Origin of the sequence: Streptomyces sp. NPDC046465 (assembly GCF_040646035.1) — a bacterium.
Taxonomy (GTDB): domain Bacteria; phylum Actinomycetota; class Actinomycetes; order Streptomycetales; family Streptomycetaceae; genus Streptomyces.
Genome location: NZ_JBEYZK010000005.1, coordinates 177,341 through 197,065, shown reverse-complemented (window position 1 = coordinate 197,065; position 19,725 = coordinate 177,341). Strand labels below are relative to the sequence as shown.

Genomic DNA, 19,725 nt, shown 5'->3' with positions numbered 1-19,725 from the left:
TTCACCGGCACGTTGGCAGCGGGCCGTGCCGGACTCCGCCCGCTGACCAGTAGTCGGCCGCGACGGCCGTGGAGTTCCCGCGGTCAGGCTCTTACGGTCGGGTGCCGCTCACGATCAGTCGCTTGGAGCGGTTGTCGTACGGGCCGCCGTCGAAGTCGCCGTAGCACCGCACGTCGCTGAAGCCTGCCGCCTCGAAGAGCGCGCGCAGCTCGGCCGCGCTGTAGAGGAAGGAGGTGATCGACGCCTCGCGCGCCTCGCCGTCCCGCACCAGCGTCCAGTCGGTGCGCAGCCGGGTCCAGCTGTCCAGGACGGTGTCGCGCTGCAGCACGTACGCGCCGCCGTCGAGCTCGACGACCTGGGGCCTGCCGATCCAGCCCGCGAGGACCTCCTTGCCCATCACGTCGACGAGGAGGCGGCCGCCCGGCACGAGCGAGTCGCGGGCGTTGCGCAGCACCCGTTCGTTGTCGAGCGGGTCGTCGAAGTAGCCGAACGAGGTGAAGAGGTTGAGCACCACGTCGTACGACTCCTGCTCGACGTGCGTCATCATGTCCGCGCGCACCAGGCGGACGTCGGCCCCGGCCGCCTCGCACGCGGCCTCGGCCCGCTTCAGCATGGCGGGGCTGAGGTCCACCCCGGTCACCGCGCAGCCGCGCCGGGCCAGCGGCACCAGATACAGACCGGGCCCGCAGCACAGGTCGAGCACCCGGCTCCCGGCCGGGAAGGCGAGCAGCGGCGAGGCGGCCACGAGGCTCTCCACCTCCGCGCGCCTGCGCTCGGAGAACATGGTCTCGGAGAAGTCCGACCAGAATGCGTCGTCCTCGTACCAGTTCATATAGCTGCTACCTCGTTCCGGTGCCGGTGCGTGGGGCCTGTGCTGCAGGGAGGCCTGTGTTGCAGGGAGGCCTGTGCTGCAGTGAGGCCTGTGCTGCAGTGGTCGGACGGCCGGCCTGTCTGGTTCCCGCCGGGTTCGAGAAAGCGCACGGGAACAGCGGCTCCGTGTCCGGATGTGACAGGGAATCGTCATTGCGGCCATCGGGTGGGGCGGTGAGGATGAGGACATGCCCCTCACACACCGGGTCGTCATCGCGGTCTTCCCCGATGTCGACCTCCTCGACGTCACGGGACCCGCCGAGGTCTTCGCGCTGGCCAACCGGGAGACCGCGGGCCGCGCCGGGTACCGGGTCCGCCTTGCGGGGCCCGCCGCCGGTGCGGTCCGGACGTCGGCGGGTGTCCGGCTTCTCGCCGACCTCTCCTTCGAGGAGGTCGGTGCGGAGGTGGACACCCTGCTGGTGCCGGGCGCGGTCGACATGACGGAGGACGGGCCGCAGGCACGGGTCGACCCTGAGGTCGTGGCGTGGGTGAAGGCCACCGCCCCGCACGCACGGCGCGTGGCATCGGTATGTGTGGGCGCCCATCTGCTCGCCGCCGCGGGCCTGTTGGACGGGAAGACGGCGACCACGCACTGGTCGACCGCCGCCCAGCTCGCCGCCGACCACCCGGGCGTCACGGTCGACCCGGACCCGATCTTCGTCCGCGCCGACCGGGGCAGGCTGTGGACCGGGGCCGGGATCAGCGCCTGCCTGGACCTCGCGCTCGCGCTGGTCGCCGAGGACCAGGGGGAGGAGACCGCGCTGACGGTGGCCCGGCAGCTGGTGCTCTATCTCAAACGGCAGGGCGGTCAGAGCCAGTTCTCGGTGCCGCTCAGCCGTGCCGCCACCAGCCGTCGTGACATCGACGAACTGCGGCTGTGGATCGCCGACCACCTCGACGACGACCTGTCCGCGGGGGCCCTGGCCGCCCGGATGTGCCTGAGCGAGCGGCATTTCGCCCGCGTCTTCACGCAGGAGACGGGCACCAGCCCCGCGTCCTACGTGGAAGCCGCCCGTATCGAGGTCGCCCGACGGCTCCTGGAGGCCACCGACCGTCCACTCGACCAGATCGCGGCGGCGGCCGGGCTCGGCTCGGTGGAGACGCTGCACCGCGCGTTCCGGCGGCAGCTCGCGACGACGCCGGTGGCCTACCGCCGCCGCTTCCGTACACAGACCGGCTGACCGCCCCGGCCCACCTGAACCACCCTGAACCACCCTGAACCACCCCCCAGCTTCCGGCATGCGAGGCACCGGGCTTCGCCATGCCCAACTCCCCTACGAAAGGCACCTCATGAGCACGAACACCCCGTCCAAGGCCCTGCGCGACGTCTTCGGCCTGGACAACCGGCCGCCCCGGCTCGCCGAGTCCGCCCTGGTCCTGATCGACTTCCAGAACACCTACCGCACGGGCGTGATGGAGCTGACGGGCGCCGACGAGGCGCTCGCTGCGGGCGCCCGGCTGCTGGCGCGTGCCCGCGCCGCGGGCGTTCCCGTCGTGCACGTCATCAACGACGGCGGCGAGAACACCCCGTACGACATCCGCGCCCACATCGGCGCGATCTGCGACGAGGTCGCCCCGCGGGACGGCGAGCCCGTCGTCGTCAAGGGGTTCCCCGACTCCTTCCACGCCACGGACCTGGAGAAAACCCTCGTCGACCTGGGCTTCGCTCCCGGCGGTGACAAGAGCCTGGTCCTCGCCGGCTTCATGACACACATGTGCGTCGCCTTCACCGCGCAGGGAGCCGTCAACCACGGCTACCGGCCCACCGTCGTCGCCGAAGCCACCGCCACCCGCTCCCTCGCCGCCCCGGACGGCACCGTCCTGTCCGCCGCCACCGTGCGGGCCGCCGCCCTGACCACGATCACCGACCGGTTCGGTCCCGTGGTGCACACGGTCGACGACCTGCCCGCCTGAGCACGTGTGTCCGCCGGGCCCGCGCCGCCGAGGTGCGGGCCCGGCGCCCGTGGGCGATGTTGAAGAGGTGCCGAACCGGGGCACTCGGCGGTGACGACAGCTCAGGGAGGCAAGGATGGCGCTGCGTCATCGACTCATCGAGGTGAGCCCCGCGACGGTGTGGGCGGTACTCGCCGACGGCACCAAATACGCTCAATGGGTGGTGGGCACCGCGTCGTCGCGGCCGGTGCGCGGCCAGTGGCCGGCCATCGGCGCGGCGATCGAGTACGAGGTGCGCCTCGGTCCGTTCCGGGCGACCAACGAAACGGTCGTGCGCCGCTGCAAGAAGGGTTCCGGAGAGGAAGCTTCCGTACTGGAGCTGGAGGCGAAGGCGGGTCCCCTCGGCACGGCTCGGATCGCGATCGACGTACGCCCCTGGGGAGAGCACACCCTGGTGAGAGTGGACGAGCATCCCCTGCACGGAGTGGCGGGCGCCCTGCACAACGCCGGCGTCGAAGTGGTGATCCAGCTGCGCCACCGCGCGATGCTCGCCCGCCTCGCCCGCGTGTGCGAAGCCGAGGCAGGCCATGCCTGATGCGGTGGTGATCGGGGCCGGACCCAACGGTCTGGTCGCGGCCAACCTCTTGGCGGACGCCGGATGGAGCGTCACGGTCCTGGAGGAACAGCCCGAGGCCGGTGGTGCGGTGCGGCACGACCGAGGCGTCCACCCGGACTTCGTCAACGACCTCTTCAGCTCCTTCTACCCCCTGGCTGCCGCCTCGCCGGTACTGAAGCAGCTGCGGCTGCACGAGTACGGGCTGCGGTGGAGCCACGCGCCCAGAGTGGTGGCCCACCCCCTCACCGGCGGCCGCTGCGCCGTCCTCGACCGGAGTCCCGACGTCACCGCCGCCTCCCTCGACACGTTCGCCGCGGGCGACGGGGCGTCCTGGCGGCGCCTGCACGACGTGTGGGAAGGCATCCGCCCGGACCTGCTGAACGCCCTGTTCACGCCGTTCCCGCCGATCCGGGCCACCGCGCGCATGGCCCGGCGCCTCAAGCCCGCGGGCGCGCTCCGCCTGGCCCGCTCACTGGTACTGCCGGTACGGCGTCTCGGCGAGGAGGAGTTCGCGGGCGAGGGCGGCCGCCTCCTGCTGGCGGGCAACGCGCTGCACGCCGACCTCGCGCCCGAGGCCGCGGGCAGTGGCGGGTTCGGGTGGCTGATGGCGATGCTGGGCCAGACCTACGGGTTTCCGGTGCCGGTCGGCGGCTCCGGCGAGCTGATCAAGGCGCTGGTCGAGCGGCTGACGGCACGCGGCGGCAGCGTGCGGTGCGGTCGCAGGGCGGAGCGGATCGTCGTGCGCGACGGGCGTGCGGTCGCCGTGCGCACCGCGGACGGCGACACTGTGCACGCCGCGCGCGCCGTCCTCGCGGACGTGTCGGTGCCCGCCCTGTACGGCGAACTGGTCGACGCGGAACACCTGCCGGGGCAGCTCCTGACGGACCTGCGGCGTTTCCAGTGGGACTTCGCCACCTTCAAGGTGGACTGGGCGCTCGACGGACCGGTCCCCTGGCAGGCCGAGGGTGCGGTGGGGGCGGGCACCGTCCATCTGGCCGACGGGGTGGACGAGCTCACCCGGTTCGCCGCGCAGCTCGCCATGCACCAGGTGCCCGACCGGCCGTTCCTGCTCTTCGGCCAGATGACGGCCTCGGACGCCACCCGCTCGCCGCGTGGCACCGAATCCGCCTGGGCCTACACCCACGTACCGCAGGAGGTCCGCGCGGACGCCGGTGACGAGGGCATCTCCGGGGCGTGGCGGCCGGGAGACCAGGAGGCCATGGCGGACCGGGTCGAGCGGCAGGTCGAACGCTTCGCGCCCGGCTTCCGCGCACTCATCCGCGCCCGCCGTGTCCTGGCGCCCACCACCCTGGAATCCCTGGACCGCAACCTGCACGGCGGCGCGCTCAACGGCGGCACGACGGCGCTGCACCAGCAGTTGTTCTTCCGGCCCGCCCCGGGTACAGGACGCCCGGAGACGCCCGTGGCCGGGCTGTTCCTCGCGTCTGCCGGGGCGCATCCCGGCGGTGGCGTGCACGGAGCTCCGGGAGCCAACGCGGCGCGGGCCGCACTGCGGCGCCGGTTGCCGGTGCCGCTCGCGGGGGCGCAGCGGCTGCTCACCGGCCGCGGCCGCCCCGGGCTTGGCCGGTGAGGTAGAGACCGGCATGGCGACTCACCACGGAAGCCGCTCCGTACCGACCGCGGAGATCGGCGACGGCCATCCGCTGTCGTTGGCCCTCATCACTCTGACGGCGGTCAGCGGCCTCGTCGATGCCGTCTGCTATCTGGGCCTCGGCCGCGTCTTCACCGCCAACATGACGGGCAACGTCGTCGTCATCGGGTTCGCCCTGGCCGGGGCGCCGGGTTTCTCCGTCATCGGCTCCCTGGTGTCCCTGGCGGCGTTCCTCGTCGGCGCCGTGGCCGCGGGCCGGCTGGCCAACGCCTTCCGCGACCGGCACCGCGTGCCGTGGGTCCGCACCGCGGTGTGGATCGAGGCCGTGCTGCTCGGCGCGGCCACCGCCGTCGCGTTCACCGCGGGAAGGACGCCGCCGTACCCCGTGATCGCGCTCGTGGCCCTCGCCATGGGGCTGCGCAACGGCACCGTCGGCAGGCTGGCCGTCCCGTCCATGAGCACGACGGTCCTCACCCGGACGCTCGCGGCGCTGGCCGCCGACTCCCGGCTCGCGGGCGGCGCCGACCGGCGGGCCGTCCGCCGGATCATCGCCGTGGCCGCGATGGTCGCGGGCGCGGTCCCCGGCGCGTGGCTCGTCCTCCACCACGGGATCGGCTGGCCGCTGCTCCTGACCACGGTGATCGTCGCCGTGACGGCTCTCGCGTACCGCGAGGGAGACTGACCCCTGCTGTCACTGTCGAGTCGGCTCAGGAAGGCAAGTGGGCCCCGCCGCGACGGGGGAGACACGGCGGGACCCACCCATCGAGTGCCCGCTGAGAACGCCCTCACACCCACGACTTCCGTTCGAGTTCGGGCGTGCCGTCCGGCACCCCGCCGAGCGCACCCCTCAGCGGTCGTCGTTGGATCTCGTTCCGCCCTCGTTCCGCGCTCGTTCCGGCTCCCCACACGTCTTTCGTCTCATTGACGGTGTTGTTCTGCAGGAGTAGGAAACCAGTATCGCCCCACCCTCATCCGGAGATGGTCAATTCAGGAGGGCAGCCCATGGCCATCGATCAAAAGCAGTTACTGCAAGGGATTTACGACGCGATCTTCGACGCGCTCACCACCACCCCTTCCGGAATCGGCGGCGGACAGCCCATTTTGCGGCGGGCTCAGACATATATGTCGCTGCAACTTCCCGGAAATCCCGTGGACCAGGCGCAGTTCGCGAACCCGTGGTCGCCGAACAATCCGAACGGTTCCGTCGCGGCGAGCGAGAACTTCGCAACCCTGGTGGACCCCGTCCCCTTGCTGACACCGGCCTATGCGGTCGGCGGCGTCAGCACCGACAACGTCTACGGCGAGATCGTCCGCGCCAACGTGAACCCACCGCCGGCGGACCCCGAAGGGCAGCGGGCCTACGAGAGGGCGTTCAATCTGCTGTTCGTGGACGGGCAGGACTTCGACCAGGACGGTCTTCCCGTCACGGTGAAGGTCGACTCGCCGCTGTACCGCAACTACAAGAACAAGATGCAGCTCTACAACGCCGCACTGCTCAGCTACACCACCAACTTCCTCCAGTACGACCTGAGCAAGCCGGAGGACCAGCGGAAGTGGGCCATCCTGGCGCCGGTGCTCAGGGCGCCCGTGGACCTGGCCTACCAGGACCTCCAGGCAGCCAGTCCCGGCGTGGTGGAGAGCGCCCTCGCCACCCTGGGGCAGCATCAGCAGTCGAGCCTTGCGGGCATCTTCTCCCGCGCCCGCCAGACGTATATGCAGACCAGGCGAGGCAGCCTCGTCGACGCCAACATCTTCTGGCATCTGTGCGAGGCCTTCCCCGGCAACTGGTTCGCCGAATCGGCCGCCGCGAACTTCACGGCATTGACGCTGACGTCCAACAGGCTCCGCATCAACGAAGAATCGCGATTCTCCCGCTATGGAGCAGGCGGCGGGATCAATCTCGGCCTGTGGCGGGTCGGCGCGGCAGGTACCACGGAAAGGACCCAGTACAGCCTTCACACCGAGACGTCGAACATGAACATCTCGTTCCGTTTCGGGCGGATCGAAATACGCCGCCGTTGGCTGGACACGTCCTTGACGTCCTTGCGCGGCTGGAGCACGGCAGGGCGCCGACCGGGCGACTATTCGACCGGTGAGATCAGCGACAAGAACGAGGGAATCTTCTCCCTCCTTCCGACCGCATTCATCGTCGCCAGGGACATCAAGATAAGCGCGGACTGGGGGACGACGGATCTCCAACGGGCCACACAGGCCACGTCGATCCGCAGCAGCGTCGGAATAGGTCCCTTCTCTCTGTCGGGCAGCTACCAGAACAGCTCGTCGACCCGTCGGTTCGCGTCGTCCTTCGACGGCACGACCCTCACGGTCCCCGGCGTGCAGATCGTCGCCTGGCTGAGCAGTCTGGTTCCCTACTCGCCGCCGACCGACGGACCGCCGTCGGCCAGGGCGGAGCAGCTGGCCCTGGCGGCAGCCCGGCAGCCGGCCCGCACCAACGTGTACGCCGTACCGTGGCTGGAGTCCGCGGGCACCGTCGGCCAAGGTGCCTCGCCCGCTTCGGACACCGAAGGCATCCGGGAGGACGCGCCCGAGGTCACGGGCTCCGCGGCGACTCCTCCCCCGGACGCCCCCGACAGTCAGTTCGTCTCAGTGGAATCGTGAGCGTCACCGGAATCGTGAGCACCGTCGCCACACCGTCGGCAACCCGCTCACACTGACCGCAAGGCCGCCGAGGCCTTGCGGTCAGCCCATTCTCAGGTGGCATCCACGCCGGTGATGTCCGCGCCGGAGCGTTCCCTGATCGCCTGCACGATCGCCGAGAAGTCACGCTCCGCTCCGCCGTCCGCGGCGAACTCCTCGTACAGTTCGGCCGCGCGCAGGCCGAGCGCCGCGTCCACGCCCGTCGCGCGCGCCGCCCCGGCGGCCAGGCCGAGGTCCTTCGCCATGAGCGCGGCCGCGAAGCCCGGACGGTAGTCGCGATTGGCCGGGCTCGCGGGGACCGGTCCCGGCACCGGGCAGTTGGCGGTGAGCGCCCAGCACTGCCCCGACGCGGTGGAGGCCACGTCGAAGAGCGCCTGCGCGGTCAGGCCGAGGCTCTCGCCGAGCACGAAGGCCTCGCTCACGGCGACCATCGAGACGCCGAGGATCATGTTGTTGCAGATCTTCGCCGCCTGCCCGGCACCGGCCGCCCCGCAGTGCACGGCGCGCTTCCCCAGCACGGCGAGCAAGGGCTCGGCGGCCGCGAACTCCGCCGCGCCACCGCCCGCCATGAAGGTCAGCGTGCCCGCTTCGGCGCCCACCACTCCGCCGGAGACCGGCGCGTCGAGGCCGCGGTGACCGGCGGCGGCGACAGCCTCGTGCGCGGTGCGGGCGTCCGCGACGTCGATGGTGGAGCAGTCGAGGAACAGCGTGCCCGGAGCCGCCGCCGCGAGCAGTCCCCCGTCGCGGTAGAGCGCGAGGACGTGGCGTCCGGCGGGCAGCATGGTGATCACCACATCGGCGTCCGCCACGGCTTCGACGGCCGAGGCGGCGGCCACCACTCCCCTCTCCGCGGCGGCGGCCAGCGCGTCGGCCGACAGGTCGTGGCCGACGACGCGGTGCCCGGCCGCGGCAAGATTCGCGGCCATCGGCCCGCCCATGTTGCCGAGCCCGACAAAGGCGATGTTCTTCACCTCGGCCGCCTCGGCCGCCTCGGCCGCCTCGGTGTCCTCGGTCCGGCTCACCACGCCACCTCCTGCGTCACGGCGTCGCCACGCAGGCCGAGTTCACGGCCCCCGAGCGGCGCGAAGAAACGTACGACGTCGTCCGCGCTCACCCCGGCGAGCGTGCCGGGGCTCCAGTGCGGCGTGCGGTCCTTGTCGATGACCTGGGCACGGATGCCCTCCGCCAGGTCGTGCGAGGCCAGGGCCGCGCACGAGACGCGGTACTCCTGGTCGAGGACCGCCTCCAGCGAACCGAGACCGCGTGCGCGCCGCAGCGCCTCCAAGGTCACTTTGAGTGCGGTCGGCGAGCGCCCGAGCAGGGCCTCCGCGGCCTCCTTCGCCGCGCGTGATCCCTCCGCGTGGAGCCGGTCGACGATCTCCTCGACGGTGTCGGCGGCATAGCAGTGGTCGATCCACCCGCGCTCGTCGGCCAGTTGACCGGGCGGCGCGTCCTGGACGTACCGCGGAAGGACGTCTCGTACGGGCGCCCCGGCGAGGTCCGCGATCAGCGAGGGCAGGGACGACGACGGTACGAAGTGGTCGGCGAGTCCGCACCTGAGCGCGTCACCGGCTGTCAACTGTGCTCCCGTGAGGGCGAGATGAGGGCCGAGCCCGCCGGGCGCGAGGCCGAGCAGGTAGGTGCCGCCGACGTCGGGCACGAATCCGATGCCGGTCTCGGGCATCGCCACGCGGGAGCGCTCGGTGACCACGCGCACGTCCGCGTGGGCCGAGACGCCGACACCGCCGCCCATCACGATGCCGTCCATGACGGTCACGAACGGCTTCGGGTAGCGCGCGATCCGGGCGTCGAGGCGGTACTCGTCGCGCCAGAAGTCCCGCGTCGCCCCTCCGTCACCGGTCGTGACGTCCTCGTGGATGGACCGGATGTCGCCGCCCGCGCACAGGCCGCGCTCGCCCGCGCCGGTGAGGACGACGGTCTCGACGGCGGGATCGTGTTCCCAGTCGGCGAGCGCCTGGTCGATGCGGCGCACCATGGCATGGGTGAGGGCGTTGAGGGCCTTGGGGCGGTTGAGGACCAGATGGGCCGCGCGGCCCTCGACGCGCAGCAGTACGGAGTCGTCGGCCGCGGTCATCGGACGGCCTCGGTCAGGCCGCGGGCCACGATCAGGCGCATGATCTCGTTGGTTCCTTCCAGGATCTGGTGGACCCGCAGGTCACGGACGATCTTCTCGATGCCGTACTCGCTCAAATAGCCGTAGCCGCCGTGGAGTTGAAGGGCACGGTCGGCCACGGAGTAGCCGGTGTCGGTGGCGAACCGCTTGGCCATGGCGCAGAGCTGCGGAGCCCGTGCGTCGCCCCGGTCGAGGGCGTCGGCGGCCTGGCGGACCAGCGCGCGGGCCGCCGACAGTTCGGTGGCCATGTCGGCGAGCCGGAACCGCAGCGCCTGGGAGTCCAGGAGGGACGCGCCGAACGCCTCACGGTCGGCGAGGTAGGCCACGCTGCGGTGCAGTGCGCTCTGCGCGCCGCCCAGGGAGCAGGCCGCTATGCCGAGGCGCCCGCCGTTGAGGCCGGACATCGCGATGCGGAAGCCGTCCCCCTCGGCGCCGAGCCGCCGGTCGGCGGGGATGCGGACGCCGTCGAGGAGCACTTGGCGGGTCGGCTGGGCGTTCCAGCCCATCTTGCGTTCGTCGGCGCCGAAGGAGAGACCGGGGTCGTCCCGTTCGACGACGAACGCGGAGATGCCGCCGGGTCCCTCCTCGCCGGTACGGGCCATGACGACGTACACGTCCGTGGCGCCCGCTCCGGAGATGAACTGCTTGACGCCGGTCAGGACGTACGCGTCGCCGTCGCGTTCGGCCCGCGTCCGCAGGGCCGCGGCGTCCGATCCGGCACCGGGTTCGGTGAGGCAGTAGCTGCCCAGGGACGCGGCCGTGCACAGGTCCGGCAGCCAGCGGGTGCGCTGGCCCTCGTCGCCGTACCGGTCGATCATCCAGGCGACCATGTTGTGGATGGAGAGGTAACCGGCGATGGAGGGGCAGCCGGTGGCCAGGGCCTCGAAGACGAGGGTGCCGTCGGTGCGGCCGAGCCCGGAACCGCCGTGCTCCTCGCGTACGTAGACACCGCCGAGGCCCAGTTCGGCGGCCTTGCGCAGGACGTCCACGGGGAAGTGTTTGTCGCGGTCCCAGGCGACGGCGTGCGGCGCCAGATATGTGTCTGCGAAGTCGAGTGTGACCTCGGTCAGTGCGAGCTGGTCCTTGGTGAGGGTGGTGGCCATCGTTGTCATCGCCGTCATCCCATCGTCGGGATGGTGAAGCTCGCGCCTTCCTTGGCCCCGGAGGGCCAGCGCGAGGTGACGGTCTTCGTACGGGTGTAAAAGCGGACGGAGTCGGGGCCGTGCTGGTTGAGGTCGCCGAAGCCGGACCGCTTCCAGCCGCCGAAGGTGTGGTACGCCACCGGGACCGGGATCGGCACGTTGACCCCGACCATGCCTGCGCCGACGCGGCGCGTGAAGTCGCGGGCGGTGTCGCCGTCCCTGGTGAAGAGGGCGACGCCGTTGCCGTAGGGGTGTTCGGTGGGCAGGCGCAGGGCGGTCTCGTAGTCCGCCGCGCGGACCACGCAGAGGACCGGGCCGAAGATCTCCTCGCGGTAGATCCGCATGCGGGGCGAGACGCGGTCGAAGAGCGTGGCTCCGGCGAAGAATCCGTTCTCGTGACCGGACAGCGTGAAATCCCGGCCGTCCACGATGAGTTCGGCGCCTTCGTTGACGCCGATGTCCACATAGCGCCGGACCCGGTCGAGCGCGTCGCGGCTCACCAGCGGGCCGAAGTCCGTCTCGGGGTCGTCGGAGCGGCCGATGCGCAGTTCGGCGACTCGTTCCTTGAGCCGGGCGACGAGCGCGTCGGCGGTCTCCTCGCCCACGGGGACGGCGACCGCTATGGCCATGCAGCGCTCCCCCGCCGAGCCGTATCCGGCGCCGATGAGGGCGTCGACGGCCTGGTCGAGGTCGGCGTCCGGCATGACGATCATGTGGTTCTTGGCGCCGCCGAAGCACTGGGCGCGCTTGCCGTGCGCGGCGGCGGTGGCGTAGATGTGCGCGGCGATCGGCGTGGACCCGACGAAGCCGAGCGCCTGGACCCGGGGGTCCTCCAGGAGGGTGTCGACGCTCTCCTTGCCGCCGTTGACGACATTGAGGACGCCGGGCGGCAGGCCCGCCTCCAGGAACAGTTCGGCGAGCCTGAGCGGTACGGAGGGCGCGCGTTCGGACGGCTTGAGGATGAAGGAATTGCCGCAGGCGAGCGCGGGGGCCGCCTTCCACAGCGGGATCATCGCGGGGAAGTTGAACGGGGTGATCCCGGCGGTGACGCCGAGTGGCACCCGCAGGGAGTGCACGTCGATGCCGGTGCCTGCGTTGTCGGTGAACTCGCCCTTGAGGAGATGCGGGATGCCCGCGGCGAACTCGACGACCTCCAGGCCGCGTTGCAGGTCACCGTGGGCGTCGGCGACCGTCTTGCCGTGCTCGCTGGAGAGCAGTCGGGCCAGGGACTCCCTTTCCTCTTCGACGAGTTGGAGGAAGCGCAGCAGGACGCGGGCGCGCCGCTGCGGGTTCCACTCGCCCCACGCATGCTGCGCGGACTCGGCGTCGGCGATCGCCGCGGCCGTCTCGTCGCGCCCGGCCAGCGGCACATGTGCCTGTACGGAGCCGGTGTTGGGGTCGTACACGTCGGCGAAGAGCCCGGATGCCCCGCGCACGTGCTTGCCGCCGATGAAATGTGTCAGTTCACGGACCATGAGAGCCTGCTCTCGTCAGGTGAGTCCGGGGATGGCACGACAGGCCGACGGCGCCACCGGGTGAGGTGGGCGGGCGGTTCTGACGTGGGACGCGAAGGCCTAAGAGCCGTCGTGGAGTCGGACGTCGACAGGGGTCGCCGCTCGCTTCGCCGGATCACCTGGGTCGTGGTTACGGACCGGTGCCATGCGTGTCTGCTCCATCCTCGTGGACAACACGGAACACCCCGCGGCCGGTATCCTGACTCCCGGATCAGCGCGCGTTCTCCCGCCTTCCCGACGGGACTTGCTCCGTCAGTGGCGTATCGCTCGGCGAGAACGCACTCCCCGGTCACAGTGGCGGGACCGCGCCGGATTCACACCGGCTTCCCTGCACCGCGGGCTCTGGTCACGAACATATAGTTGGACGTCCTAGTAAGTCCACCCCGCCAGGCAAGTCGTTGCCCGTAGGTGTCGCTGCCCGTAGGTCAGGAAAGCGTGCCCACCACGTCACGCACCTGACCGGCGACGGACTCCGGGAGCGGTGCGTAGTGCAGGTCGGACAATTCCTTCTGGCCCGCCCGGCTCGCCGTATACGCCAGGAACGACTTGAGGGCGGGCAGCGTCTCCGCGCGGTTCCCCCTGTCGCAGACGATCTCGTAGGTCACCTGGACGATCGGGTACGCGCCCGGAGTCGCGGCGCCGTAGCGGAACTTCAGCGTCAGGTCCTGGCCCTTGCCCGCGACGCGCGCCTCCGCGATGCCGGCCGACGCCGTCGCGGGTGTCGGTCCGACCGGGGCGGGCGCGCCCGTGTCGATGCTCACGGTCCTTATCCGCCGGTCCCGCGCGAAGGACAGCTCGAAGTAGCCGATGGCGCCGAACCCCGAGGTCACCTCCGATGCCACGCCGCTCGACCCGCTCGCCGAGGCGCCGCCCCCGCCCTGCCAGGCCTTGCCGACCGGGTGGGCCCAGGCTTCGGGGGCCGCGCCCGCGAGGTAGGCCTGGAAGTTCTGCGTGGTGCCGGAGTCGTCCGAGCGGTGCACGGGGCGGACCGGGATGGAGGGCAGGTCGGTGCCGGGGTTGAGGCGCCGGATCTCCGGGTCGTCCCAGGAGGTGACCTTCCGGTCGAAGATCCTGGCGAGGGTCGGGGCGTCCAGAACGAGGTCCTCCACGCCCGGCAGGTCGTACCCGATGGCGATGGGCCCGGCGACCATGGGCAGGTCGATCGCGCGCCCGTCCCGGCAGACCTCCTTCGAGCGCTCGACCTCCGCGGGCTTCAGCGCGCTGTCGGAGCCGCCGAACGCGGTCGCGCCCCGCAGGAACTGCGCCCCGCCCGCCCCGGACCCGATCGGGTTGTACGCGATCCGCACGCCCGGGCACGCCCCCTGGTACTGCTTGATCCAGTACTTCATGGCGTTCTGCTGGGCGCTCGACCCGGTGCCCGGGACCTTTCCGGCATCGGCGCAGTCGATCCCGGCGACGGCGGAGGATCGGGCGGCGGCCCGCTCGTCGCCGTCCCCGTCGTCACCCCCGATGCCCGCGAGGCCGCATCCCGCCAGGGAGAGCGGGAGCAGGGCCGTGAGGGAGACCGCCGCGCGCGTTCTGCCTCCTCGGTACGTACGTCCTGGACGTGGGCGTTGCAACGTTGTCCCCTCGGGGTACCGCGACATGGATCTCGACCGGGCTCTGATCCCGGCCTCAGATGCTCGCCGATCCACGGCAGCGGCGGGTGAAGCGGAGGCGAACATCGAGCGACGTACGGCGATACGGGGATACGAGGACACGGGGATACGGCGATGCGGCGATGCGGCGATCGAGCGGCAGGCGGGCGTGCCCTAAACTCCGCTGCATGAAGATCACGCCTGCTGCCGTCGCCGAGGACCTGGCACCGACCGGCGTCCTGCGGGCGTCCATCAATCTGGGCAACCCGGTGCTGGCCCAGGGCACTTCGGCGGCCCCCTCCGGCATCACCGTCGACCTCGCGCGCGAGGTCGGCGCCCGGCTCGGCGTCCCCGTTGAACTCCTCTGCTTCGACGCGGCACGCAAGTCGTACGAGGCCATGGCGGAGGGCCGGGCCGACCTCTGCCTCCTCGCCGTCGAGCCGGCCCGCGAGGCCGAGGTCGCCTTCACCGCGCCGTACGTCGTGATCGAGGGCGTGTACGCCGTGCCCCGGGAAGCGCCCTTCACCGCGGCGGCCGACGTCGACCGGGCGGGCGTGCGGATCGGCGTGAAGCGGGGCTCCGCCTACGACCTGTTCCTCTCCCGCACCCTGCGGCACGCGAGCGTCGTACGCGGCGACGAGGGAGTCGACGTCTTCCGCACCGAGGGCCTGGAGGTCGCGGCGGGCATCAGGCGGCCGCTGACCGAGTACGTGGCGGCCCACCCCGAACTGCGCCTGGTCGAGGACCGGTTCATGCAGATCCGGCAGGCGGTGGGCACGACACGGAGTCGCGCGCCCGGGACGGTCGAGTTCCTCCGTGACCTCGTCGAGGAGCTCAAGGCCACGGGATTCGTCGCCGCCTCCCTCCGGCGCTCGGGACAGAGCGAGACGCTGGCCGCCCCGCCCAGGTAGCCCTCCCCCTTCCCTTCCTCCTCCCCCTCACAACGGCCCCGACCCGAGAAGCTGTCCGCCGTCGACGACGAGCGTCTCGCCGGTGATCCAGCGCGCGCCGTCACCGGCGAGGAACGCCACGGCCTCCCCCAGGTCCTCGGGTTCGCCGATGCGGCCCAGCGGGGTGGCCGCGGCGACCCGCGCCTCGTTCTCCTGCCACAGCGCCTCGGCGAGCCGGGTGCGCACGACGCCGGGGGCGATGGCGTTGACACGGACCTTCGGGCCGAGCTCCAGGGCGAGTTGCTTGGTGAGGTGGATGAGCGCGGCCTTGGACACGTGGTAGATGCCGACGTCCCGCGCCACCGAAAGCCCGCCGATCGAGGCGGTGTTGACGACGGAGCCGCCGTGCTCGCCCATCCACGCCTTCACCGCGAGCGACGTCCACAGGATCGGCGCCCACAGGTTGACGTCCATCGTCTTGGCGAACCGCCCGTGGTCCTGGTCGATGACCGGGCCGTACGCGGGGTTCGTACCGGCGTTGTTCACCAGGATGTCCAGGCGCCCGTACGTCGCCACGGTGTGGTCGACGCAGGCGCGCGCGGCGGCTTCGTCGGTGGCGTGGGCGCCGAACCCCGCCACCGACCCGCCGAGTTCACGGGCCGCCTCTTCGGCGCGTTCCTCGCTGCGCGAGGTGATCACGACCTGGGCACCGCGGTCGCGCAGGGCCGCGGCCGCCGCGAGGCCGATGCCCCGCGACGCTCCCGTGACGACGGCGACCTTTCCGTCGAGCGGGCCGCTCATCGCGGGCTCCGCTCGGCCTCGCGGCGCCGCAGCTCGCGCACGGCGATGGTGCGCTTGTGCACCTCGTCGGGGCCGTCGGCGAGGCGCAGGGTGCGCAGGTGGGCGTACATGCTCGCGAGCGGGAAGTCGTCGCTGACGCCGGCGCCGCCGTGCACCTGGATCGCGCGGTCGACGACCTTGAGGGCGACCTCGGGCGCGGCCACCTTGATCGCGGCGATCTCCGTGCGGGCCTCCTTGTTGCCGACGGTGTCCATGAGATGGGCGGCCTTGAGGGTCAGCAGGCGGGCCATGTCGATCTCGACACGGGACTCGGCGATCCAGTCCTGGATGTTGGCCCGGTCGGACAGGGGCGCGCCGAACGTCGTACGCGACTGCGCGCGGTCGATCATCAGGTCGAGGGCACGCTCCGCCATGCCGATCGTGCGCATGCAGTGGTGGATGCGGCCAGGGCCGAGCCGGGCCTGGCTGATCATGAAGCCGTCGCCCTCGCCCGCGAGCAGGGCGGTGCGCGGGACGCGGACGTCCTCGAAGAGCACCTCGGCGTGACCCTCGCGGTCCTGGTAGCCGAAGACGGGCAGGCCGCGCAGGACGGTGACGCCCGGCGTGTCGAGCGGGACGACCATCATGCTCTGCTGCCGGTGGCTCGGTCCGTCGGGGTCGGTCTTGCCCATGACGATGAGGACGCGGCAGTTCCTGTGCAGGGCGTTCGAGGTCCACCACTTGCGGCCGTTGAGGACGTAGTCGTCTCCGTCGCGGACCATTCGCATCTCGATGTTGCGGGCGTCGGAGCTGGCGACGGCCGGTTCGGTCATCGCGAACGCGGAGGCGATCTCGCCCGCGAGCAGCGGCCCCAGCCACTTCTCCTTGTGCTCGTCGGTGCCGAAGAGGGTGAGGACCTCCATGTTGCCGGTGTCGGGCGCGTTGCAGTTGGTGGCCTCGGGGGCGAGGTGTGCGCTGCGGCCCATGATCTCGGCGAGCGTCGCGTACTCCAGGTTGGTCAGCCCCGGGCCCCACTCGGGATGCGGGTGGAAGAGGTTCCAGAGGCCCTGCCTCTTCGCCTCGGCCTTGAGCTCTTCGAGAACCGGTGGGTGGAAGTGCGGGTCGCCCGACTCCGCCATCTGTGCCTCGTACACCGCCTCGGCGGGGTAGACGTACTCGTCCATGTAGGCGAGCAGCCGCTCCTGGTACTCCTTGGCCCTGTCGGTCACGTCGAACACGGGTCGTCCTCCCACGGTCTTGGTCCGGATCTGAGTCTGGGCCCACGGCTCGCCCGGTGGATACACCGCCGGGTTTCGCGGCCCGTGTCACGGGCGGGGCGTCACGAGTGGGGCGTCATCGGTGGCGTGTCACAAGTGGCTCGGCCCGAGGAGCCGGGCCAGCTCGACCGCCGTCGTGGCCGCGTCGCGGTGCGCGATTCCGGCGATGCCGAGCCGCTGAGCGGCCACGATGTTCTGGGGCAGGTCGTCGACCAGCACGGTCTCCGCGGGCCGCGCGCCGAGCCGCTCGCAGGCGATGGCGTACGCGCGCCGCGAGGGCTTGCGCACCCCGATCTCCCCCGACACCGTCACGGCGTCGAACATCGCGGGCAGGTCGAAGCCCGCGTAGCAGTCGTCGCCGAGGGAGTTGGAGAGGAGCCCGGCCCGGTACCCGTCGGCCCGCACCTTCGCCACCAGCGCGATCATGTCGGGGTCCGGGCTCAGCCGCGCCTGGATGCGGCGCACCAGGCCCGGCCCTTCGACCGCCGCCCCGTGCGCCCGCAGCCGCGCCGCGAAGCCGTACTCGAAGTCCCGTTCACCGATGCGCCCTTCCTCGTGCGCCACGAGCAGCGCGCTGCACTCCGCGTCCTTGGAGAGCAGCCTGAGCAGCAGCCGCGGGTCGTCGGCCAGTTCACTGCCGAGCCCTTCGAAGGCGGCGACGACGCTCGTGGTGAGCACTCCGCCGAAGTCGAACAGGACCGCACCGCGCGTCCGCACGTCGCTCATCGCACCGCACCTTCCCTCGCCTCGGGTTCCTTCAACGTATTTGAATCCGAGTTCAAGTTCAAGGGTTAAGGACCGCTGGCGCCCTGCACCGGTTCCTGTACCTTTGAATCCAACGTCAAGTTCAGCACCTGGGCGTTCACCACCTGGGCAGGGTTCACCACTTGGGCAGGGTTCACCACTTGGGCAGGGTTCACCACTTGGGCAGGGAGGTCTGCACACATGAGCACTCACATCCCGATCGCCGACTGGGAGCGCGTCACGACGCGTGAGGTCACCGTCGGCGACGTCACCCTCAGGGTCTTCGACCACGGCGAGGGACGGCCCGGCCGGCCCCCGGTGGTGCTGTGCCACGGCTTTCCGGAGCTGGCGTTCTCCTGGCGCCATCAGCTCTTCGCGCTGGCGGCGGCCGGGTACCGCGTCCTGGCCCCCGACATGCGGGGCTACGGCGGGAGCGGACGGCCTGAGGACGCCGACGCGTACGACATCCTGACGCTCTGCGGCGACTTGATCGCGGTCATCGACGACGTGGGCGCGGACGACGCGGTCTTCGTGGGACACGACTGGGGCGCCGCTGTGGTGTGGCAGCTCGCCCTGGCCCACCCGGAGCGGGTGCGCGCGGTGGCCGGGATGAGCGTGCCCGTGACGCCGCGGGCCCCGGTGGCGCCGGTGCCGATCCTGCGCGAGCGGCTCGGCGAGGACTTCTACATGGTGTGGTTCCAGGAGCCGGGCGTCGCGGACGCCGCTCTCCACCGGGACGTGCGCAGGACGCTCGTCACGAAGGAGATCTACTCCCCCGAGTGGGCCGACCGGACCGAGCGCGCCGACGGCGAGCTGTCGCCGCCCCCGTGGCTGGACGACGACGAACTCGCCTACTACGTGGACACGTTCGAGCGGACCGGCTTCACCGGCGGCCTCAACTACTACCGCAACCTGGACCGCAACTGGGTCCTCACCGAGCACCTGGCCGACCGTCGCGTCACGCAGCCCGCACTGTTCATCACCGGGTCCAAGGACGTCGTCGCGCAGTTCATGCCCGCGAAGGACCTCGACCGGATGCTGACTGATCAGCGCGGCAACATCGTGCTCGACGGCGCGGGCCACTGGATCCAGCAGCAGCGGCCCGACGCGGTGAACGCCGCTCTCCTGGAGTTCGTCTCCGGGGTCGGCTGATAGCATCCGCTGCCACCGGCACGTACGGAACCTATACGTACGGAAGCGACACGTACTGAATCGGTACGTACGGAATCGGTACGCACAGGTTCGACCTCCAGCGAATGGATCGCAGTGGCTGCCCAGGCCCCGGCCGCAGACGGCGGCCAGAAGCAACCGATCACGCCCCGCAGCGCCCGCGGCGTCAGGACGCGCAACGCCCTGATCGCCGCCGCCCGCGAGGTCTTCGAACGCGACGGGTATCTGGACGCCCGCATCACGGACATCTCCAAGGCGGCACACGTCGCCTCCGGGTCGTTCTACACGTATTTCAACAGCAAGGACGAGATCTTCCAGGCGCTGGTCGAGCAGGTGCAGGAGGAGATGCTCCACCCGCACCTGCGCGAGCGCACCGGCATCACCGATCCCCGTGAGCTCATCGACGCCTCGAACCGCGAATACCTGCGCGCGTACAAGAAGAACGCGCGCCTCATGGCGCTGTTCGAGCAAGTCGCCCAGGTAGACGAGCAGTTCATGGCGCTGCGCATCGAGCGCGGCAACGCCTTCGCCCGCCGCAACGCCAAACTCATCCGGACCCTGCAGGAGAGTGGCCAGGCCGACACGAGCCTGGACCCGCTGATCACCGCGCACGCCCTGTCCGTGATGGTGAGCCGCATGGCGTACATGGTGTTCGTGCTCGGGCAGCGCATTCCGTACGAGCGACTCGTCACGACGCTCAACACGATCTGGGAGAACGGCCTTCGGCTGACGGACCCCCCGGCCAGGACCTGAGAGCCTGTCCGGCCTGCTTGGCACACAGTTGGTAAGGGTTGTTGTGCACAAGGTCATTACTTCAGGGTGATCGT

18 protein-coding genes and 1 riboswitch are annotated in these 19,725 nt (G+C 71.1%); of the genes, 9 read left to right on the top strand and 9 right to left on the bottom strand.

The window, feature by feature from the left end:
- Nucleotides 1-91 precede the first annotated feature (91 nt).
- Nucleotides 92-832, bottom strand: a complete 741-nt coding sequence (locus tag ABZ953_RS10120; RefSeq protein ID WP_361719704.1) for a methyltransferase domain-containing protein — start codon at nt 830-832, stop codon at nt 92-94.
- Between the two features lie 226 nt (nt 833-1,058).
- On the opposite strand from ABZ953_RS10120, the gene ABZ953_RS10115 reads away from it, so the two are divergent.
- From ABZ953_RS10115 to ABZ953_RS10090, 6 genes are all read left to right on the top strand, one after another.
- Nucleotides 1,059-2,051 (top strand): DJ-1/PfpI family protein, encoded by a 993-nt coding sequence (locus ABZ953_RS10115; RefSeq protein ID WP_361719701.1) that lies wholly within the window; start codon nt 1,059-1,061, stop codon nt 2,049-2,051.
- 109 nt (nt 2,052-2,160) lie between these two features.
- Nucleotides 2,161-2,784: an isochorismatase family protein gene (locus ABZ953_RS10110; RefSeq protein WP_361719698.1), complete on the top strand. Its 624-nt coding sequence runs from the start codon at nt 2,161-2,163 to the stop codon at nt 2,782-2,784.
- Nucleotides 2,785-2,899: 115 nt separating this feature from the next.
- Nucleotides 2,900-3,358 (top strand): SRPBCC family protein, encoded by a 459-nt coding sequence (locus ABZ953_RS10105; RefSeq protein WP_361719695.1) that lies wholly within the window; start codon nt 2,900-2,902, stop codon nt 3,356-3,358.
- The gene (locus ABZ953_RS10100) at nt 3,351-4,970 is read left to right on the top strand and encodes an NAD(P)/FAD-dependent oxidoreductase (RefSeq protein ID WP_361719692.1); all 1,620 of its coding nucleotides are present in this window, start codon (nt 3,351-3,353) and stop codon (nt 4,968-4,970) included. Before ABZ953_RS10105 ends, ABZ953_RS10100 begins: the two co-directional genes overlap by 8 nt.
- A 13-nt stretch (nt 4,971-4,983) precedes the next feature.
- Entirely contained in the window at nt 4,984-5,673 is a 690-nt protein-coding gene (locus tag ABZ953_RS10095) for a YoaK family protein (RefSeq protein ID WP_361719689.1), read from the top strand.
- Nucleotides 5,674-5,993: 320 nt separating this feature from the next.
- Nucleotides 5,994-7,610, top strand: a complete 1,617-nt coding sequence (locus ABZ953_RS10090; RefSeq protein WP_361719686.1) for a hypothetical protein — start codon at nt 5,994-5,996, stop codon at nt 7,608-7,610.
- A 92-nt stretch (nt 7,611-7,702) separates the two neighbouring features.
- Here ABZ953_RS10090 and mmsB read toward each other — a convergent pair whose 3' ends face one another.
- The 5 genes from mmsB to pstS form a co-directional block, all read right to left on the bottom strand.
- Nucleotides 7,703-8,671, bottom strand: coding sequence for a 3-hydroxyisobutyrate dehydrogenase (gene mmsB, locus ABZ953_RS10085; protein WP_361719683.1), 969 nt, complete (start codon nt 8,669-8,671; stop codon nt 7,703-7,705).
- On the bottom strand, nt 8,668-9,744 hold the full coding sequence (locus tag ABZ953_RS10080) for an enoyl-CoA hydratase/isomerase family protein (protein WP_361719680.1): 1,077 nt from the start codon (nt 9,742-9,744) through the stop codon (nt 8,668-8,670). The genes mmsB and ABZ953_RS10080 overlap by 4 nt, the downstream gene beginning before the upstream one ends.
- The gene (locus ABZ953_RS10075) at nt 9,741-10,895 is read right to left on the bottom strand and encodes an acyl-CoA dehydrogenase family protein (protein ID WP_361719677.1); all 1,155 of its coding nucleotides are present in this window, start codon (nt 10,893-10,895) and stop codon (nt 9,741-9,743) included. Before ABZ953_RS10075 ends, ABZ953_RS10080 begins: the two co-directional genes overlap by 4 nt.
- Nucleotides 10,896-10,900: 5 nt before the next feature.
- On the bottom strand, nt 10,901-12,400 hold the full coding sequence (locus ABZ953_RS10070) for a CoA-acylating methylmalonate-semialdehyde dehydrogenase (RefSeq protein WP_361719674.1): 1,500 nt from the start codon (nt 12,398-12,400) through the stop codon (nt 10,901-10,903).
- A gap of 210 nt (nt 12,401-12,610) precedes the next feature.
- Nucleotides 12,611-12,792, bottom strand: a riboswitch (cobalamin riboswitch).
- A gap of 72 nt (nt 12,793-12,864) precedes the next feature.
- Entirely contained in the window at nt 12,865-14,019 is a 1,155-nt protein-coding gene (pstS, locus tag ABZ953_RS10065; protein ID WP_361719671.1) for a phosphate ABC transporter substrate-binding protein PstS, read from the bottom strand.
- Between the two features lie 206 nt (nt 14,020-14,225).
- Between pstS and ABZ953_RS10060 the strand changes: the two genes are divergently transcribed.
- Nucleotides 14,226-14,948: a transporter substrate-binding domain-containing protein gene (locus ABZ953_RS10060; protein WP_361719668.1), complete on the top strand. Its 723-nt coding sequence runs from the start codon at nt 14,226-14,228 to the stop codon at nt 14,946-14,948.
- 27 nt (nt 14,949-14,975) lie between these two features.
- Here the strand turns inward: ABZ953_RS10060 and ABZ953_RS10055 are convergent, their stop codons facing one another.
- From ABZ953_RS10055 to ABZ953_RS10045, 3 genes are all read right to left on the bottom strand, one after another.
- Nucleotides 14,976-15,728 carry an SDR family oxidoreductase gene (locus tag ABZ953_RS10055; protein ID WP_361719665.1) on the bottom strand — a complete coding sequence of 251 codons (753 nt, stop codon included), beginning with the start codon at nt 15,726-15,728 and terminating at the stop codon, nt 14,976-14,978.
- Nucleotides 15,725-16,945 (bottom strand): acyl-CoA dehydrogenase family protein, encoded by a 1,221-nt coding sequence (locus tag ABZ953_RS10050; protein ID WP_361719662.1) that lies wholly within the window; start codon nt 16,943-16,945, stop codon nt 15,725-15,727. The genes ABZ953_RS10055 and ABZ953_RS10050 overlap by 4 nt, the downstream gene beginning before the upstream one ends.
- Before the next feature lie 129 nt (nt 16,946-17,074).
- A complete protein-coding gene (locus ABZ953_RS10045) occupies nt 17,075-17,710 on the bottom strand; it encodes an HAD family phosphatase (RefSeq protein ID WP_361719659.1) in 636 nt (211 codons plus the stop codon).
- A gap of 219 nt (nt 17,711-17,929) precedes the next feature.
- On the opposite strand from ABZ953_RS10045, the gene ABZ953_RS10040 reads away from it, so the two are divergent.
- Complete coding sequence (locus ABZ953_RS10040; protein ID WP_361719656.1) at nt 17,930-18,880, top strand: alpha/beta hydrolase; 951 nt, start codon at nt 17,930-17,932, stop codon at nt 18,878-18,880.
- A gap of 114 nt (nt 18,881-18,994) precedes the next feature.
- On the top strand, nt 18,995-19,651 hold the full coding sequence (locus tag ABZ953_RS10035) for a TetR/AcrR family transcriptional regulator (protein WP_361719653.1): 657 nt from the start codon (nt 18,995-18,997) through the stop codon (nt 19,649-19,651).
- Nucleotides 19,652-19,725: the final 74 nt, after the last annotated feature.

Coding starts and splice junctions, on each gene's coding strand:
- ABZ953_RS10120 (WP_361719704.1), bottom strand. CDS start 832: ATGAACTGGTACGAGGACGACGCATTCTGGTCGGACTTCTCCGAGACC.
- ABZ953_RS10115 (WP_361719701.1), top strand. CDS start 1,059: ATGCCCCTCACACACCGGGTCGTCATCGCGGTCTTCCCCGATGTCGAC.
- ABZ953_RS10110 (WP_361719698.1), top strand. CDS start 2,161: ATGAGCACGAACACCCCGTCCAAGGCCCTGCGCGACGTCTTCGGCCTG.
- ABZ953_RS10105 (WP_361719695.1), top strand. CDS start 2,900: ATGGCGCTGCGTCATCGACTCATCGAGGTGAGCCCCGCGACGGTGTGG.
- ABZ953_RS10100 (WP_361719692.1), top strand. CDS start 3,351: ATGCCTGATGCGGTGGTGATCGGGGCCGGACCCAACGGTCTGGTCGCG.
- ABZ953_RS10095 (WP_361719689.1), top strand. CDS start 4,984: ATGGCGACTCACCACGGAAGCCGCTCCGTACCGACCGCGGAGATCGGC.
- ABZ953_RS10090 (WP_361719686.1), top strand. CDS start 5,994: ATGGCCATCGATCAAAAGCAGTTACTGCAAGGGATTTACGACGCGATC.
- ABZ953_RS10080 (WP_361719680.1), bottom strand. CDS start 9,744: ATGACCGCGGCCGACGACTCCGTACTGCTGCGCGTCGAGGGCCGCGCG.
- ABZ953_RS10075 (WP_361719677.1), bottom strand. CDS start 10,895: ATGACAACGATGGCCACCACCCTCACCAAGGACCAGCTCGCACTGACC.
- ABZ953_RS10070 (WP_361719674.1), bottom strand. CDS start 12,400: ATGGTCCGTGAACTGACACATTTCATCGGCGGCAAGCACGTGCGCGGG.
- ABZ953_RS10060 (WP_361719668.1), top strand. CDS start 14,226: ATGAAGATCACGCCTGCTGCCGTCGCCGAGGACCTGGCACCGACCGGC.
- ABZ953_RS10055 (WP_361719665.1), bottom strand. CDS start 15,728: ATGAGCGGCCCGCTCGACGGAAAGGTCGCCGTCGTCACGGGAGCGTCG.
- ABZ953_RS10045 (WP_361719659.1), bottom strand. CDS start 17,710: ATGAGCGACGTGCGGACGCGCGGTGCGGTCCTGTTCGACTTCGGCGGA.
- ABZ953_RS10040 (WP_361719656.1), top strand. CDS start 17,930: ATGAGCACTCACATCCCGATCGCCGACTGGGAGCGCGTCACGACGCGT.